The following is a 17,633-nucleotide window of genomic DNA, read 5'->3' as shown; positions in this document are numbered from 1 at the left end:
TGTTTACCCTCAGATTAATCGGCGTATTTAGCAGTCCCTAGCAAAGCATCGCTTCGGTATTAGCCAGCGCGCCACGAAATCGCTAAAATGCGCCCCCACACCGAGATTGATTGCCCGCAGGCCGAACATTGATGATTCCAGCAATACGCGCAACATCGCCCATCCAGAAACACTATCTAGATTTTCTGGAAGCACTCACATCCGAGGGCTTTGCGGGGGAACTCAACCCTGACTATGCCAACCGTACAGTGCTAGCCACGGACAACTCCATCTACCAAGTGTTGCCTCAAGGCGTCATCTATCCCCGCCACACAGAAGACCTGCTGTTGATCACTGCGCTGGCCGCTAAACCACGCTTTAGAAACATTGTCTTAAGCCCGCGCGGCGGCGGGACCGGCACCAACGGTCAATCGTTGACCGACGGATTGGTGGTGGACACGTCGCGCCACATGAACCAAATCCTGGAATTAAACGTGCAAGAGCGCTGGGTTAGGGTTCAATGCGGCGTAGTGAAGGATCAACTCAATGCGGCCTTAAAGCCCCATGGCCTATTTTTTGCCCCGGAACTGTCTACCAGTAATCGCGCGACAATTGGCGGCATGATTAATACTGACGCCTCCGGCCAAGGGTCTTGTCGATACGGTAAAACCCGGGACCATGTACTTGAACTGCACAGCGTGTTTTTGGATGGTTCGCACTGGGGCTCTCACCCAGTAGGTGAACCCGAGTTAGCGGCCATCTGTGAACGCCAAGACCGCGTAGGTGAAGCCCATCGCATATTGCGCGACATCGCCAACGTTCACGGTGCGGCCATCGAGGCAAGATTTCCAAAGCTCAACCGCTGCCTGACCGGCTATGACTTGGCACATATTTACACAGAGGACGGCAAGCTCGATCTCAATAGCATTCTGTGTGGCGCCGAAGGCACGCTGGCTTTCATTACTGAAGCCAAGCTCAATCTTTTGCCCTCGCCCAAATTCACCGCACTGGTGAACGTCCTTTATCAGGATTTTGATGCAGCCCTGCGCGACGCCACTGAATTGATGCGCGCACACCCAACCTCCATAGAGACTATTGACTCACGTGTTTTTACGCTGGCAAAAAACGACATCGTATGGCATTCCGTGAGCGACTTTTTCCCGCCCGTCGACGAGCAAGTGGCAGGTATTAATCTGGTTGAATTTACCGCTGATACGGAATCCGAACTGGAAGAAAAGCTAGCAGACATCAGTGCCTCCCTGACTGCTGTAAAAAACACACCTACAAAGAACTGCGATTTTTCAGTGGTGCGCGGACACGCCAGCGTAAATAAAATTTGGGGCATGCGCAAAAAAGCCGTCGGCCTCTTAGGCAACGTACATGGCGAAGCGAGGCCGATCCCCTTTGTCGAAGATACCTGCGTGCCGCCCGAACACTTGGCCGACTTTATTGCTGAATTTCGCAATTTGCTAGACAGCCACCACTTAGAGTATGGAATGTTCGGGCACGTGGATGCCGGCGTATTGCACGTGCGACCGATTATCGACATGAAAGATCCCGAACAAATTAAGCGTGTTCGCACGATTACAGATGCGGTGGTGGAGCTGGTTCAAAAATACAATGGTTTGCTTTGGGGCGAGCACGGCAAGGGTTTGCGCAGTGAATATGCGCCAGCGTTTTTCGGCGACTTGTACCCTCAACTACAGCGGATCAAAGGTGTTTTTGATCCATACAATCAACTCAATCCCGGCAAAATTGCAACACCCAACAGCAACCACCAACTTACAAAACTAGACGCCGCACCCACGCGCGGGGAGCACGACAGACGCATACCGGTGCAAGTGTGGGAGGGCTATAGCGAAGGCATGTTTTGCAATGGCAACGGCGCCTGCTACAACTGGAACCCAAATGACGCCATGTGCCCTAGCTGGAAAGTGACGCGCGAACGGGTGCACTCCCCTAAGGGACGCGCTTCACTGATTCGCGAATGGCTCAAACAACTCGCCGACCGCGCCGCCGATCCAACCCTCCTCGCGCAAGCGGCGCGCAAGCGATCATTTCTAGCAAGCCTGCCAACGCGCCTTAAAAACAGCTTGTCCAAGGACTACGATTTTTCACACGAAGTTATGGATGCGATGAGCGGCTGCCTTGCCTGCAAATCTTGTGTGGGCCAATGCCCAGTGAAGGTAGATGTTCCAGATTTTCGCGCGAAATTTTTAGAGCTTTATCACGCACGTTATTTGCGCCCACTGAAAGACTATTTCATTGGGGGGCTGGAATTCATGGTGCCCACATTGGCGAAACTGCCTTGGTTGTACAACGGGCTGATGTCGTTTAAGCCCATGGCCTATCTGCTCGATAAAGTGGCCGGCATGGTCGACAGCCCACTGCTTACGGGCCTATCCATCGAAAAGGCGATCAACGGGATGGGTGTATTGTGGGCGACACCCGAGAACATTGAGCAGCTAACAAATGACGAGCGCGAACGCGCAGTCATTATCGTTCAAGATGCCTTTGTCAGCTATTTTGAAACGCCACTGCTGCTCGACACCTTGTCACTACTGCAGGCCTTAGGTTTACACCCCTTGCTCGCGCCGTTCAAACCCAATGGCAAACCATTGCATGTGCACGGGTTTCTTGGACCCTTTGCCAAAGCGGCGGTGAATAACGCCACCATGCTGAATACGCTGTCAGAAAGTGGCATCCCACTGGTGGGCATCGAGCCATCCATGACCCTTGCTTATCGCGCTGAATATGTAAAAACACTCGGCGCGCAACGCGCGCCCAAGGTGCATCTGCTTCAGGAATGGTTGACGCAGCAGCCTTGGCCCGCAAATAAGCGCGCGCAAAACACCAACGTCGAATACCAACTCATGGCACATTGCACGGAAAAGACCAATGCCGCCGCTAGCATTAAAAATTGGCAACAAGTGTTTGAGTCAGCAGGCCTTGGTTTACACATTGTGGAGACGGGGTGCTGCGGCATGGCTGGCACCTATGGTCATGAAAGCCGCAATAAAAACAACTCTGAGAAATTATTTAATATGAGCTGGCGCCCAGCACTCGAAACTCACAGCGTCGATCTGCTACTCGCCACAGGCTATTCCTGCCGCAGCCAAACTAAGCGCTTTGCTAAACAGCAATTGCAACATCCCGTTCAGGCGTTACTTAAACACCTGCAATAGCCGACGATCGTGCGGCACCAAATAACAAAGGCGGCCTAAGCCGCCTAGTACAACAGCGCCATGCCACTGCCTTACAAGGTTGCCGCCAAGCGCGTGCCTTGGTTAATGGCACGCTTAGCGTCGAGCTCAGCAGCCACATCTGCTCCACCAATTAAGTGCACGGGTTTCTTGAGGTCAGATTGCAGTTCACGACGCGGCTCTTGGCCGGCGCAAATAATAATATTGTCCACGGGCAACAACTGTTCTTGCCCGTCAACGCGCAAGTGCAGACCGTCATCATCGATGGCAACATATTCGCAACCGGCCATCATGTGCACACCCTTGTGCTTTAGTCCGGTGCGATGAATCCAGCCGGTGGTCTTACCCAGCCCCGCGCCCACTTTAGTTGTTTTGCGCTGCAGTAGCCACACTTCCCTATCAGCAGTCTGTAGCTGCTTGGGCATACCAGCCACACCACCACGGGCCTGCATGGTCATATCAACACCCCATTCGGCCATAAAGGCGGCGACATCCAGTGAGGTCGACGTGCCGGTGTGGGTGATAAATTCAGCCACGTCAAAGCCAATGCCACCCGCGCCGATCACGGCGACTTTTTTACCGAGCGTTTTGCCGGCGAAGACATCCAAATAGCTCAATACCTTGGGATGATCCACTCCCGGAATCGCTGGCGTACGCGGGGATATTCCAGACGCTAAAATGACGGCATCATAATCACCATCGTTTAGCTGAGCGGCATCGACACGGGTATTTAGGCGAATGTCTACGCCGGTAATTTCTAACTTGCGATTAAAGTAGCGCAAGGTTTCGTAAAACTCTTCCTTGCCGGGCACGCGCTTAGCAATATTGAATTGCCCCCCAATCTCCGCAGCCGAATCAAACAACGTCACTTTGTGACCCCGCTCCGCGGCTGTAGTCGCGAATGCGAGGCCCGCCGGGCCGGCGCCGACCACGGCAAAATGCTGAGGCTGCTCGGTGGGAGTAATGACCAGTTCAGTTTCGTGGCAGGCCCTTGGATTAACTAAACAGCTGCTCATTTTTAGACTGAACACATGGTCCAAGCACGCTTGATTGCAGCCGATACAGGTGTTGATTTCGTCGGCGCGATTTTCCGAAGCTTTCTTAACAAAATCTGCGTCCGCCAAAAATGGCCGAGCCATAGACACCATATCGGCATCACCCCGTGCCAGAACCGCCTCGGCCACCTCGGGCGTATTGATTCGGTTTGAGGTGATCACGGGCACGCTGAGCGCTTTACGTACCTTGGCCGTCACCCAGGTAAATGCCGCCCGGGGGACCTTCGTAGCAATGGTAGGTATGCGCGCTTCGTGCCAGCCAATACCGGTATTTATAATCGTTGCGCCAGCTTTTTCCACGGCCTGCCCCAGTGTTACAACCTCATCGTAGCTACTGCCTTGCTCGATCAAATCTAACATCGACAACCGATAGATGATGATAAATTTATCACCCACCCGCTCGCGCACAGCGCGCACGACCTCAACCGCAAAGCGCATACGGTTGGCGTAGTCACCGCCCCAGTCATCGCCCCGCTTATTGGTGTGCGTGACAATAAATTGATTGATGAAGTAGCCTTCGCTGCCCATGATTTCAACGCCGTCATAGCCCGCCTTTTGAGCGAGCTCTGCACAGCGTGCAAAGTCCTCAATTTGCTGTTCTATGTCCGCTTGAGTCACTTCGCGTGGAGTAAAGAAATTAATGGGTGCCTGAATAGCCGATGGAGCGATAAGTTTCTCGGAAAAGGCATAGCGCCCCGTATGCAAAATCTGCATACAAATTTTTCCACCTTCGCGATGTACAGCCTCGGTGATACATTTGTGATTTTCAGCGTCGCGTTCAGTTTCCATGCCACCAGCGTGATCACTGGTTGCGCCTTCACGATTGGGGGCGAAACCACCGGTGACAATCAACCCAACGTCACCCCGGGCGCGCTCTGCAAAATAAACGGCCATGCGCTCGAAACCATTTTCCGCCTCCTCAAGCCCGGTATGCATTGAACCCATGATCACGCGGTTTTTTAATTGAGTGAATCCCAAATCTAAGGGACTCAATAAGTGGGGGTAAACTGAATGGGACATGAAAAGATTCTCTCGTGCTATCGGGTTAATTTTGGCGTGTTCGGCTGCAGGTCGTCGAAATTTGGTGCGCGTTTTTCCATGCTCGCGGTCATGGCTTCCATGACTTCGTGAGCGTGAAACATTCCGCTCTGCCACGTGGCCGCGTATCGCAAACTGTCCTGCACACTGTGATCGCGACTGTAATTGAGCATTTCTTTGGTGCCGTGCACGGCCAATGGCGATTTTTCGGCAATGGTTTTTGCCAGCGCCATCACCGCCTCGTTCATTTCAACCGGGCTTGAGTAAACCGCATTGATAAAGCCACAGGCTTTGGCTTCTTGCGCAGTAAATTTTCGCCCTGTGAAAGCCAGCTCGCGCACCAAGCCCTGCGGCATCAGATGGGGCAGACGCTGCAAAGTGCCCACATCGGCGGTAATCGCTAGGTCTATTTCTTTGATTGAAAAATAGGCATCTGCACTCGCGTATCGACAATCCACTGCGGCCAGTAAATCAACACCGCCTCCGATACAGCCGCCTTGAACAGCCGCCAGAACTGGCACACGCAGCTGTTCTAACTGGGTAAAGCACGCTTGTAATTCCAGAACCCAGCGCCGCAGCATTTCTGCTCTTCTAGACGCTTCAATCTGAAATTCGGGGCCATTGAGGCTGGCAAACACTGCCAGATCCATGCCCGCCGTAAAATGTTTCCCCGTCGAACTAATCACCACTACCCGCACATCGGCACAGGCTGACAATGCCTGCAAACAGGCGGGAAATTCACGCCAAAAATCCACATTCATCGTGTTGAGGGCATCGGGGCGAATAAACTGAAGCTGCGCGACGGCGTTCGATATGCGCAGTGAAACGGCCTTATTGGACGCAAATTGTTGTTCGAGCGGATGCATAACGCCTCCTGGCTGGCCCATGGGGCTGGCTATTAAATGCGACGGCACGCTCGGTGCAGGCCGCGACAAAACTAAACAGCGTCAAGATTACGGCTGCATTTTGACACTGTCAAGATTCACTGCTAGATTCGCCCCATGAAAAAGCCCAACAACACCTACCACCACGGCGATCTGCGGGCCAGCCTGCTGCGGGAAGCCGCCGCACTGTTGCGCGACAGCGGCATCGACGGGCTGAGCCTACGCCGCTTATCGGAGCGCGTGGGCGTCTCGCGAACGGCCTTGTATCACCACTTTAGCGACAAACATGCCCTGCTTTGCGCCCTGGCAGCGGATGGATTTGCGCAATTGGATGCGTTGATGCAACCGCTATCGCCCGCAAGTAACGCGCCACCTGCCGAGCGCTATACCGCCTTTGCCAAACAGTACCTTGATTACGCGACTAAGAATCCGTCCCTCTATGGCTTGATGTTTGGGCACACCCTGTGGCGGGATAAACTCGCCGACGACTCGCTCAAGCAGATCGCCTATGAGTCCTTTCGGCACCACCTAGCTGCCGTAAAGCGCTGGCAAGAGGCAGGCATTTTGCCCAAAGAGCAAGATAGTCTACGACTCACTCAGGTGACTTGGGGCACGCTACACGGGCTTGCACAGCTGGTTATTGATGGAGTTTACGCAGACTCCACCCACCTCGAAGACATCTGCCAGTGTGTGGGCCAACTTTTTTGCGGCATGCGCACGGCTAAACCCCAATAGAGCCCCCCAACCCCCTCCCTTTTGGTATGATGTGCGCCCGCTCACCTCAAGAGAATCCTCCATGTTTGATCCCTCAGCCCTGCAGCAACTTAAGCAGCTGAAGCAAGACATTCGCGCCAGTAGAGACATTATCCAAGGGACCGTCCGTGGCACCCAATCGCGATTTGGCTTTGTCAATTTAGACGATGGCCGCGATGCCTTCCTAGCACCGGAGCAAATGGATCGCGTCCTACCGGGCGATCGAGTGGAAGTTGAGGTGTTTGAGGTTACGGAAGGCAAGCAAGCCGGCAAGTTTGAAGCAAAAATTGAAAAGCTTTTAGCCTCCGATCTTGGCCGCTTTGTTGGTCGCTACACCGTGCGCGGCCAGGGCCATTTTGTGGCTCCCGATTTACCGCAGTTAAGCCGATGGATCTTCCTGCCACCCAAGGCGCGCAAGGGCGCAAAGCCCGGTGATTTTCTACTGTGTAGCATTGCCCAGCACCCATTCCACCACCAAGGCAAAGCGCAGGCTAAAGTGGAGCGGATCGTCGGCGGCGACACCTTAGCCGGTATTGAAACCGAATACATGCTCGCTAAATTTGACCTACCGGTACTGAGCTCTGAAGCTCAAAAACAGGCTGACCAACAGGCCGCAACGCTTTCCGAACAACTGACCAGCGCCATCGAAAGCTCTGCGCGCGACGATCTCACTGAGCTTCCGTTTGTCACTATCGACGGTGCCAACACCGCAGACATGGACGATGCCCTGCATATTGAAGCGCTGCCCAACGGCGGCTACCAACTGCGGGTGGCCATCGCGCAGCCCAGCTGCCTGATCACACCAGAGAGCCCACTGTTTCTACAGGCACACGCTAAGGCAAATACCCTGTATTTTCCTGGCAATCAAAAGCTCATGCTGCCCAAACAACTGTCGCACGAAAGTTTTTCATTAGTCGCTAATGCACTGCGCCCTGCGCTAGTGGCAGAGTTGACTATTGATGCCAAGGGCGCCGTTGCTGAGTGTCGTTTTGCACTCGCAAAAATACGATCGCACGGAAAACTCAGCTACGACCAAATTAGCGCCTTCCTCGCAGGTCAAACTGACGCGATTGATGCCGCACTGCAACCGCTGGTCACCCAGCTTTCCACGTTTAGTGAGTTGCGCCACCAGTGGCGTGCAGCCCACTGCCTCATAATGGATGACAAGCCAGATTACCAATACACGCTGGATAGCCAATTAAAAATCACGCAAGTTGACGTGCTTACGCGCACCAAAGCCCATCAAATTGTCGAAGAGGCCATGCTTGCAACCAATGTCGCTGCAGGCGAGTTTTTTGCGCGCGAGCAATTGCCAGCCATTTACTCAACCCACGCGGGCCCAAGAGAAGAGCGACTCGACACCATTAAACAAATGTTTGCGCAGGAGCCTGCGCTCCAAGAGTTCGAGGTCCAGACACTGGAAGGCTATGTCAATTTAATCAAGACTTTAGAGCGCGGCGACCGTCAACACCTGCTCTCAAACTTTCGACGTCAACTACAGCCCGGCCAGCTAAGTACAGAGCCCAAACCCCACCTGGGGCTTGGCTTTAAACATTACGCAACGGTCACCTCCCCCATTCGCCGATTTAATGATTTATACAATCAGCTGTTAATCGTGAATTGGCTCAACCAACAGCCCATCAACGCGATGGACTCAGCCGCCGTAGAGCGACTTCAAGATTGCGTAAGTCGTGGGCGTCAGGCTGTGCGACAGACTGAGAGCTGGCTCCTGTGTCAGTTCCTCGAAAAACAACTGGGGCAAACCTTCACCGGTCGCATTAGCATGGTCAACAGCGCCGGCATTGGCATTCGACTGGATCAAAATGGTGCTGAGGGCTTCGCGGTCATCCGAACCAAAACCTGTAAACCCGATTTCGACCCCATCGCCTTGACGTTAACCCTGAAAGATGAAGAGGGTAATGAGGCTCAGGTACTGCATTTAGATGCCCCTGTAACGGTTACGCTCGACAGCATTGAACCCGATACACGAAAACTGAACTTCAGCCTGCAGTGAAACCTGCAATCAAAAAATAGGCATAAAAAAACCCAGCGTGCTGGGTTTTTTTATGGGAGCAAGGGGGCTAATGGCGTAACAATATTAGACTGCAATTAGACTGCAATTAGACTGCAATTACATTGCACTAAATAATGCCTGACCGTCTAAACCTTGCTTTTCCAGGATATCTCTCAATCGCTTAAGCGCCTCAACTTGGATTTGACGCACTCGTTCACGCGTCAAACCAATTTCACGCCCCACTTCTTCTAGCGTGCTCGTTTCATAGCCCCGCAAACCAAACCGGCGGGCGATAACTTCGCGCTGTTTTTCAGTCAACTCGCACAGCCAACCATCGAGGCTCTCATGCAAATCAGAATCCTGCAGCAACATTACCGGGTCAGATTCTTGCTGATCGGGAATAGAATCTACCAGCGCCTTATCGGATGAAGGTCCCATGGGAACATCCATGGAGGTGACGCGCTCATTGAGCTTTAACATCCGCTCTACGTCTGCGACCGGCTTTTCAAGCAAGTTAGCAATCTCGTCGGGCGTCGGCTCATGATCTAGCTTTTGCGTCAATTCACGGGCAGCCCGTAAATAGACATTTAATTCTTTAACTACGTGAATCGGCAAACGAATGGTGCGGGTTTGATTCATGATCGCCCGCTCAATGGTCTGTCGAATCCACCAAGTGGCGTAAGTCGAAAAGCGAAAGCCACGCTCTGGATCAAACTTCTCGACCGCGCGAATCAATCCAAGGTTGCCCTCTTCAATCAAATCGAGCAAAGCCAGACCGCGATTCACATAGCGGCGAGCTATCTTGACGACCAAACGCAAGTTACTTTCAATCATGCGTTTGCGGGCACTCTCATCGCCTTTTAAGGCTTTGCGTGAGAAATACACCTCTTCCTCAGCCGATAATAACGGCGAGAATCCAATTTCATTTAAATAAAGCTGGGTGGCATCAAGCGTTTTTTGATAGGTGCCAGCATCTTCAAAAGCGCTGGTTAATCGTGTGGAATCACTTTTTTTAGAAGTGGTTGCAGTCTTGAAGATTTCTTCTGCATTGTGTACTGCGACGTCATCAATTCCGTAGGAGTCTGAGTCCCTGTTATTTTGTACTGCCATAGTTCTAGCCCTTTCTTCTCGGTTAGCAAAATCTAAGAAAGCCCAAAATGGCACTTCCCAAACCCTACACCCTTGACGGACTATTTAGCCTGCAGTTTAAGACTGCTTATCATTAATGGCTAAAAGTCGGCATTCACTTACATTGCGCCCGGTTTTTTAGTTTCGCTTAGGTAAATATTTAAGCGGATCTACCGGTTTTCCTTTGCGTCGTATTTCGAAGTGAAGCTTCGTGGTATCAGTACCACTTGACCCTATTTCGGCAATTTTCTGATTGCCTTTAACTTTTTCCCCCTCTTTAACGAGTAGTTTGTCGTTGTGGGCATATGCGCTGAGGTAAATTTCATCGTGCTTGATGATCAACAGCTTGCCGTAGCCCCTTAAACCGTCACCGGAGTAAACCACTGTTCCGGCGCCAGCAGAGTGCACAGACTCTCCCAAACGCCCCTCAATATCAATCCCCTTATTCAAGCCGTTATTGGGAGAGTAGGTGCGAATGATTCTCCCTTTCGCCGGCCAGATCCATTCAGTAACACCTGTCACACTTGTAGATTTGTCAGTTATGACAGGTTTAGTTGTGGGCATTTTGGCCACAGGACTCCGCGTTGTGGTCGGAGCTTTTTTGCGGGATGAATGTGACCTAGTGGTCACAATTTTTCGATCGACATCGAGGTGGATTATTTGACCAGGGTAGATTGTGTAGTCATTTCCAATGCCATTGCGACGTGAAAGCGCTTTGTAATCAACACCATAGCGCCAAGCAATAGAATAAAGTGTGTCGCCCTTCTGCACGGTATGACGATCCACACCCTGAATGGGTGACGGCCGGGTGCGATCTTGAACTGGCGCCCCGCCCCCACCTGATGCACACCCAAATAGCCCAAAAAGCAAAATACAAAACATTGCTATTTGGCCACCTTGGCCAAATAGTACGCTTGTAGGGTTTTGCATCAGCCTCTGAATATACACGACTTACGCGAGCACCTTATATTCAGAATCAGAATTAACAGCTTTTTCATATTAGAAAATTATCTAAAATATATCTGTTAGTTTGTGAGCGAATTACACTCATTCGATTAAATCTTGGCAATTGCTGTGGACTTACGTGCCATGACGCCTGCAATCCACTCGATCCCCCAGACCAGTGCACAGCCCAACACCATCATCAGTAGACAAGCCGCCCATTGCGACTCCTGCCCCACTAATACTTCAAACTGTCCGGGCAATACATTTTCTTGAATGAAGGGTACAACCTCTCCCTTACTATTTAACCGGGTTTGCACCACGTGCTTCCAAGGCCAGATTACGCTTAATGAGCCAAATAGAAATCCAGTCAATAGCGCTAATGTCCGTGCGCGAAAGCGCGCCAATAGAAAGCCAAGGACATGTGAAAATAATAGTAGACCGGTCACGCAACCCACCATGAAATAGGCGAGCATGGCAAAGTCAGGCGTTTTCAGCGCATGTAGGAACAAAGGATAGGCACCGATCAACAACAATATAAAACTGCCGGAGATACCCGGTAAAATCATTGCACAAATTGCTAAAGCGCCGGCGAAGAACAGCATCCAGTCATAGGGCGGAAAATCCGTTGGGCGTACCAAGCTGACACCCCATGCCACAGACAAGCCAATCACTAGCATTAGCCATTCGCGCCAACCGCAGCGTTCCAATTGTCGATACATGTAAATCGAAGATGCGAAAATCAACCCAAAAAATAACGACCATACCAATAGAGGATAAGTCGTCAGGCAATAACTAATGACACCCGCAAAGGTAAAAAGACTGGTGGCAATGCCCGCCACGACAGCCAGCAGAAAATTTCCGTTGATGGCCCGCCACGCGCTTGCCGGCCCTTCCTTTAACAGCAACATAAAGGTAGACGGCCGAATACTGCGCAAGGCACCGATGAAGTCATCATAAATACCAGTGACAAATGCCACAGTGCCACCCGACACCCCGGGCACAACATCCGCAGCCCCCATGGCCATACCTTTGAGAAACACGGGAAAATAACGCCGCAGAACTGCTTTCATAGCGGGATGAATCCTTGTTTAGCGAGTGGTGCCCGACAGCAGCGGGACAAATTTTACGGGTTCGATGGATCGAGTTACAAAGGTGTCGGTGTCGCCATCGCGCATGATCAGCTGCAACTCCTGTTGCTCCCCGCCGACGGGAATCACCAAAACGCCGTCGGGCGCCAGCTGTTGTTTCAAACCTTCGGGCACGACCCTCGGCGCCGCCGCGCTTAAAATTGCATCAAAAGGCCCCTGTTCTGGCCAGCCGAAACCGCCGTCTGCATGGCGCAGTAAGACGTTGCGCAAGCCAAGAGTACGGATGCGTTCGCGCGCTTTATCTTGCAGCGGTTTAATGCGCTCCACGCTATAAAGTTGCTTCACTAACTGGGCGAGCACAACGGTTTGATAGCCAGAGCCGGTGCCAATTTCTAACACCTTGTCCATTTTGGCCGCTGCGCCCACTAAAAGTTCAGTCATCCGAGCGACAATATAAGGCTGGGACAAGGTTTGCCCAAAACCGATGGGCAATGAGGAATCTTCGTAAGCGCGATGCGACAGGGCTTCGTCTAGAAAGATGTGTCGCGGTGTATTGCGGATAATATCCAACACCTGCTCGTTGGAAACGCCCTGATCCATCAAACGTTGAATCAAGCGTTCACGGGTGCGCTGGGAGGTCATTCCGACTCCCTGAAATAGTAGATTGGTCACGCAACTGCCCCCACAAGGTCCTGCTTATTCTTCTTGGCCGCTAGCGGCTTTTTGTGCCGTGAACTATATCACAGCACTATTACTGATCCGCCCATTGGGATCGATTTAATCAGCGCTGATCGCAGGTATTTCCAACCGGCACAGCTCCCGCAACACCGCTGTTGCAAACTGACCCGGGGCCAGGGTAAATGACAAGGTCAGATCTGGCCCATCAAAATCCCACGTAAAGTGCATGGGTCGCAGCACCAGTGGCCGACGCTCTTGCGCTAAACCCGCATGCTCCAGACCGTGACACCAATCCGACCAAGGCGCGAGCGCCTCGGTTTCTAGGGCGAGCAGCTCGCCGGCACTCCCATTGCGACCGCGCCCCCACAGTGGGCCCGTTGATAATTCAGTGGTTTCACCGGCCATGGGTTCGCGCCACAGGTCGCGCTCGACACGGGCTGCCAACACCTGATTGAACAGCCAAGAGCGCGCCGCAGACAGCACCATGCCGCTCGGGCCGGGCCTGCGCTCGCCCTTGCGGCGTCCGCCTTTTTTACGCGCGCTGTTGTCGCGCGCTAGAGAGGTTGCAAAAAGTGTCGCGGCCTCATGCAAATTGGACGCCTCGCGGCCAAAACGCTGCTCGCCAAAATAGTTCGGTACGCCCGATTGAGACACGGCATTTAAACGGGTTTCCAGCAATTCAAGGTCACCCTGACAGTCTCGCAATCGAATAATAAATTCATTGGCTTGATGCTCGCCTCGGCGTAACTTTTTATGGTGGCGGTGCACTGCCAACAATTGCGCGGTGTCCGAATTAAGTTGTTGCCAGTCAATTTCAGATTGTTGTGGGAGGTAGACACTAAACCATTGCCGCGTCACCGCGCGGCGATCTTTGAGTCCACAATAACCCACATCCATCGGTTGAACACCGGCTATGCGGGCAATTTGTTTGGCTATCCACGGCGTGTTGTCATCGCGCTTTAACACTTCCAACAGCAGGTGTTCGCCCTCGCCACTGGGGCTAAAGCCCAAGACTTCATTGACGACAAAATCCTCGCAGTGTTGGCGAAACTGCGCACTCACCGACGGCGCGCCCAACGCAAAGGGAAACGCTAGATCAAAATCGCTCACGGGCGCGGCTCCAGCAAGACCGAGGCATAACAGGCAATGCCCTCTTTTCGACCGGTAAAACCCAGCTGTTCAGTGGTGGTGGCTTTGACGTTTACTTGATCAACGCGCGCCTCCAAATCCTCGGCGATGTTGTGCACCATGCGCACAATATGGGGCGCCATTTTTGGCGCTTGCGCCACGATGGTCATGTCGGTATTGGCAAGCTGTAATCCCTGCGCTTTGACCTTGGCATACACCATTCTCAATAGCGCGCGGCTATCGGCATTTTTATACTGCGCATCGGTGTCGGGAAAGTGCTTGCCAATGTCGCCAAGTGCGCAGGCGCCAAGCAGCGCGTCCGCCAGCGCATGCAACAGCACATCGCCATCGGAGTGCGCCACCAATCCTCTATCGTAGGGAATCACAACCCCACCGATTACAATTTTATCGCCTTCGCCGAAAGCATGTACGTCGTAGCCATTGCCGATGCGCATGGAGCTATATTCCTCGTTGCGCCCTCAGGATCAATTCCGCCAGTGGCAGATCCTCAGGGCGAGTAATTTTTAAATTGTCACTGGGACCGGGCACCACTTTTAACGCATGGCCCGCGGCCTCGATCGCGCTGGCTTCGTCGGTGATCTGCCGACCCACCGCCAGCGCCTGCTGCAACGCGGGCAACAACTGCGCGAGCGTAAACATCTGCGGGGTTTGCGCCGCCCATAAACCGGTGCGATCTTGAGTGGCTAAGATTTCATGCTGCGCACCCACGCGTTTGAGCGTATCGGCCACGGGGGCAGCCAAAATTCCGCCTTGGCTACCGGCGAACAGGGAATCGATAAACTGATTGAGCAGGGTCAATTGCAAGCAGGGGCGCGCGGCGTCGTGCACCAATACCCAATCATCTGCTGCGGCTTGCTCTTGTATTACAAGCAGGGCGTTGAGCACTGAATCTGCGCGCTCGGCGCCACCGACAACAATTTGAATGCGCGGGTCTTGCGCCACATCGAGATTTTGAAAGTGCTGATCGTCTGGGTGTAGTGCGACCACAACAGATTTGAGATGGTGGGCTTGAAGCAGGACCCACATGGTCTGTTCGAGCACCGTTTTGCCAGCCAGCGGCAAATATTGCTTTGGCAGCTGTGATTGCATGCGCGCGCCGATGCCGGCGGCTGGCACGATAATCCAAAGGGCTGCCATTACCGGGCTTCCTGCTCTGGCTCAACCAACATGTAGAAAGCTTCACCTTCTTTGATCATGCCCATCTCGAGGCGTGCGCGCTCTTCAATAGCGTCTAAGCCATTCTTTAACTCGCGCACTTCAACCGCCAACACCCGATTGCGCTCGCGCATCTTGTCGTTTTCCGCCCGCTGGCGCTCGATCGCCGCCTCCAATCGCGCCATTTCTGCATAACTGCCATCACCCACCCACAGGCGGTACTGTAACGCCGCAAGCAAGATGAGTAACAAGGACAGAATCCATTTCATGGCTATTGTGTGACCGTTCAGTAAACGCTAAAAACCCAAGCTTAAACGAAAAACGGGTAGCGCGGCGATGCCTGCACTACCCGTCTGCTGACTGCGATCAATTACGCCTTAAATTCGGCGCGACCACGGTAGGGAGCACTGGCACCCAATTCGGCTTCGATGCGAATCAAGCGGTTGTACTTGGCTACGCGATCAGAGCGGCACAGGGAACCGGTCTTGATTTGGCCCGCCGCAGTCGCCACGGCCAGATCGGCAATGGTGGTATCTTCCGTTTCACCGGATCGGTGCGAAATAACTGCGGTATAGCCTGCATCCTGCGCCATTTTGATGGCATCCAACGTTTCGGAGAGCGAACCAATCTGGTTGAACTTAATCAGAATGGAGTTGGCGATGTTCTTTTCGATGCCTTCACGCAAAATTTTGGTGTTGGTGACGAACAAATCATCGCCCACCAGCTGAACTTTGGCGCCGGCTTTTTGGGTCAGGTCGGCCCAGCCGTCCCAGTCGCTTTCGTCCATGCCATCTTCAATGGAAAGAATTGGGTATTTGTTGGCCAGGCCCGTGAGGTAATCGGCAAACTCCGGTGCGCTAAACACTTTGCCTTCACCGGCCAAATCGTACTTGCCGTCTTGGTAAAATTCGGTAGCTGCACAATCCAGAGCCAAGGTGATTTCCTCACCCAATTTGTAGCCAGCTAAGGCCACCGCTTCGGCAATTACCTGCAGCGCGGCTTCGTTAGAAGGTAAATTGGGCGCGAATCCGCCCTCGTCGCCCACGGCCGTGCTCAAACCGCGCTCGCTCAATACTTTCTTAAGCGCGTGGAAAATTTCGGCGCCCTGACGCAACGCTTCGGTAAAGGTGGCGGCCTTGACCGGTTGAATCATGAACTCTTGAATGTCCACGTTGTTGTCGGCGTGCTCACCGCCGTTGATGATATTCATCATCGGTACGGGCATGGAGTACTTACCGGAAGTGCCGTTAATATCGGCAATATGTGCATAGAGTGGAACGCCCTTCGCTTGCGCTGCAGCTTTAGCTGCCGCCAATGAAACGGCCAAAATTGCATTGGCACCCAGCTTTGATTTATTTTCCGTGCCATCGGCGTTAATCATGGCGTCATCAAGTGCGCGCTGATCTTCTACGTCCATGCCAACTAACAATTCTTTAATGGTGCCGTTGATATTGGCAACCGCCGCTAAAACACCCTTGCCCAAATAACGCGCCTTGTCGCCATCGCGCAGCTCGAGCGCTTCGCGCGAACCCGTTGAGGCACCACTTGGCGCACAGGCAGTGCCAATTATTCCGCTATCTAAGATTACGTCCGCATTCACGGTGGGGTTGCCGCGGCTATCCAGTACTTCAAACGCGCGAACGTCAACAATCTTTGTCATCTGTGTAAACTCCAGCTGTCATTCCGTAGGTTATGGTTGAAGCCTCTATGGGCTCTTAATCAATCGTTAAATCGGGAAAATTTTTAACCAGATCATCCACCGCCTTCACTTGGGCTAAAAATGGCTCAAGTTTATCGAGCGGCAAGGCACTGGGGCCGTCGCACTTTGCCTGGTTAGGATTCGGGTGCGCCTCCAAAAACAATCCGGCTAGTCCCAGCGCCATACCACTGCGCGCTAGTTCGGCCACTTGGTGGCGTCGACCACCTGAAGCGGCACCGGATGGATCGCGACACTGGAGCGCGTGGGTCACATCAAAAATTACGGGAGCGCCGCCGCTGACTTCTTTCATGGTGCGAAAGCCCAGCATATCTACCACGAGGTTGTCGTAACCAAAACAGGTACCCCGATCGCACAGAATGACGTTTTCATTGCCACACTCGCGGAATTTTTCCACGATGTTCTTCATCTGCGATGGGCTTAAAAATTGCGGCTTTTTAATATTGATCACGGCACCGGTGTTAGCCATGGCTTGCACCAAATCGGTTTGGCGCGCCAGAAATGCCGGCAGTTGAATCACATCGGCAACATCTGCCACCGGCTGACACTGCTCAATTTCGTGCACGTCGGTAATGACCGGCACCTTGAATGTTTCTTTAATTTCCTGAAATATTTTCAAGCCGGCTTCCATGCCAGGGCCACGATAGGAGTGGATGGAAGAGCGATTGGCCTTGTCGAACGAGGCCTTGAAGACGTAGGGAATACCCAGCTTTTGAGTAACTTCAACGTAAGCTTCAGCCACCTGCATGGCCATGTCGCGCGATTCCAGCACATTCATGCCGCCAAACAAAACAAACGGCGCATTGTTGGCAACCGTGAGCGCACCAACCTTAATGGTTTTATCCAT

At 52.9% G+C, this 17,633-nt stretch carries 15 protein-coding genes; 3 read left to right on the top strand and 12 right to left on the bottom strand.

From position 1 onward, the window contains the following. Positions 1 to 131: 131 nt before the first annotated feature. Positions 132 to 3,164 (top strand): D-2-hydroxyglutarate dehydrogenase YdiJ, encoded by a 3,033-nt coding sequence (gene ydiJ, locus FHS30_RS05480; protein ID WP_183909089.1) that lies wholly within the window; start codon positions 132 to 134, stop codon positions 3,162 to 3,164. 71 nt (positions 3,165 to 3,235) lie between these two features. Here ydiJ and FHS30_RS05475 read toward each other — a convergent pair whose 3' ends face one another. Both FHS30_RS05475 and FHS30_RS05470 read right to left on the bottom strand, forming a co-directional pair. Next, the gene (locus FHS30_RS05475; protein ID WP_183909087.1) at positions 3,236 to 5,257 is read right to left on the bottom strand and encodes an NADPH-dependent 2,4-dienoyl-CoA reductase; all 2,022 of its coding nucleotides are present in this window, start codon (positions 5,255 to 5,257) and stop codon (positions 3,236 to 3,238) included. A 17-nt stretch (positions 5,258 to 5,274) separates the two neighbouring features. After that, positions 5,275 to 6,141, bottom strand: coding sequence for a crotonase/enoyl-CoA hydratase family protein (locus FHS30_RS05470; RefSeq protein WP_183909085.1), 867 nt, complete (start codon positions 6,139 to 6,141; stop codon positions 5,275 to 5,277). 135 nt (positions 6,142 to 6,276) lie between these two features. Here FHS30_RS05470 and FHS30_RS05465 point away from each other — a divergent pair, with 135 nt between their 5' ends. Together FHS30_RS05465 and FHS30_RS05460 are read left to right on the top strand one after the other, a co-directional pair. Next, a complete protein-coding gene (locus tag FHS30_RS05465; protein WP_183909083.1) occupies positions 6,277 to 6,894 on the top strand; it encodes a TetR/AcrR family transcriptional regulator in 618 nt (205 codons plus the stop codon). A gap of 61 nt (positions 6,895 to 6,955) precedes the next feature. Further along, complete coding sequence (locus FHS30_RS05460; protein WP_183909081.1) at positions 6,956 to 8,926, top strand: VacB/RNase II family 3'-5' exoribonuclease; 1,971 nt, start codon at positions 6,956 to 6,958, stop codon at positions 8,924 to 8,926. A gap of 117 nt (positions 8,927 to 9,043) precedes the next feature. Here FHS30_RS05460 and rpoS read toward each other — a convergent pair whose 3' ends face one another. The 10 genes from rpoS to kdsA form a co-directional block, all read right to left on the bottom strand. After that, complete coding sequence (gene rpoS / locus FHS30_RS05455) at positions 9,044 to 10,036, bottom strand: RNA polymerase sigma factor RpoS (RefSeq protein ID WP_183909079.1); 993 nt, start codon at positions 10,034 to 10,036, stop codon at positions 9,044 to 9,046. A gap of 156 nt (positions 10,037 to 10,192) precedes the next feature. Beyond that, a complete protein-coding gene (locus tag FHS30_RS05450) occupies positions 10,193 to 10,984 on the bottom strand; it encodes a peptidoglycan DD-metalloendopeptidase family protein (RefSeq protein ID WP_246341135.1) in 792 nt (263 codons plus the stop codon). 125 nt (positions 10,985 to 11,109) lie between these two features. Beyond that, positions 11,110 to 12,069, bottom strand: coding sequence for a DUF368 domain-containing protein (locus FHS30_RS05445; protein ID WP_183909077.1), 960 nt, complete (start codon positions 12,067 to 12,069; stop codon positions 11,110 to 11,112). Positions 12,070 to 12,087: 18 nt separating this feature from the next. Continuing rightward, complete coding sequence (locus tag FHS30_RS05440) at positions 12,088 to 12,729, bottom strand: protein-L-isoaspartate(D-aspartate) O-methyltransferase (RefSeq protein WP_183909075.1); 642 nt, start codon at positions 12,727 to 12,729, stop codon at positions 12,088 to 12,090. 135 nt (positions 12,730 to 12,864) lie between these two features. Next, positions 12,865 to 13,875 carry a tRNA pseudouridine(13) synthase TruD gene (gene truD, locus FHS30_RS05435; RefSeq protein ID WP_183909073.1) on the bottom strand — a complete coding sequence of 337 codons (1,011 nt, stop codon included), beginning with the start codon at positions 13,873 to 13,875 and terminating at the stop codon, positions 12,865 to 12,867. After that, positions 13,872 to 14,348, bottom strand: a complete 477-nt coding sequence (gene ispF, locus FHS30_RS05430; protein ID WP_183909071.1) for a 2-C-methyl-D-erythritol 2,4-cyclodiphosphate synthase — start codon at positions 14,346 to 14,348, stop codon at positions 13,872 to 13,874. Before ispF ends, truD begins: the two co-directional genes overlap by 4 nt. A 4-nt stretch (positions 14,349 to 14,352) precedes the next feature. Beyond that, positions 14,353 to 15,051: a 2-C-methyl-D-erythritol 4-phosphate cytidylyltransferase gene (ispD, locus tag FHS30_RS05425; protein ID WP_183909069.1), complete on the bottom strand. Its 699-nt coding sequence runs from the start codon at positions 15,049 to 15,051 to the stop codon at positions 14,353 to 14,355. Next, on the bottom strand, positions 15,051 to 15,338 hold the full coding sequence (gene ftsB / locus FHS30_RS05420; RefSeq protein ID WP_183909067.1) for a cell division protein FtsB: 288 nt from the start codon (positions 15,336 to 15,338) through the stop codon (positions 15,051 to 15,053). Before ftsB ends, ispD begins: the two co-directional genes overlap by 1 nt. A gap of 101 nt (positions 15,339 to 15,439) precedes the next feature. Then, positions 15,440 to 16,729 (bottom strand): phosphopyruvate hydratase, encoded by a 1,290-nt coding sequence (gene eno, locus FHS30_RS05415; protein ID WP_183909065.1) that lies wholly within the window; start codon positions 16,727 to 16,729, stop codon positions 15,440 to 15,442. 55 nt (positions 16,730 to 16,784) lie between these two features. After that, the gene (gene kdsA / locus FHS30_RS05410) at positions 16,785 to 17,633 is read right to left on the bottom strand and encodes a 3-deoxy-8-phosphooctulonate synthase (RefSeq protein WP_183909063.1); all 849 of its coding nucleotides are present in this window, start codon (positions 17,631 to 17,633) and stop codon (positions 16,785 to 16,787) included.

Source organism: Simiduia aestuariiviva (assembly GCF_014192475.1).
Taxonomy (GTDB): Bacteria; Pseudomonadota; Gammaproteobacteria; order Pseudomonadales; family Cellvibrionaceae; genus Simiduia; species Simiduia aestuariiviva.
Note: the sequence above shows the minus strand (reverse complement) of the source record. Positions and strands in the feature narration are given on the sequence as shown.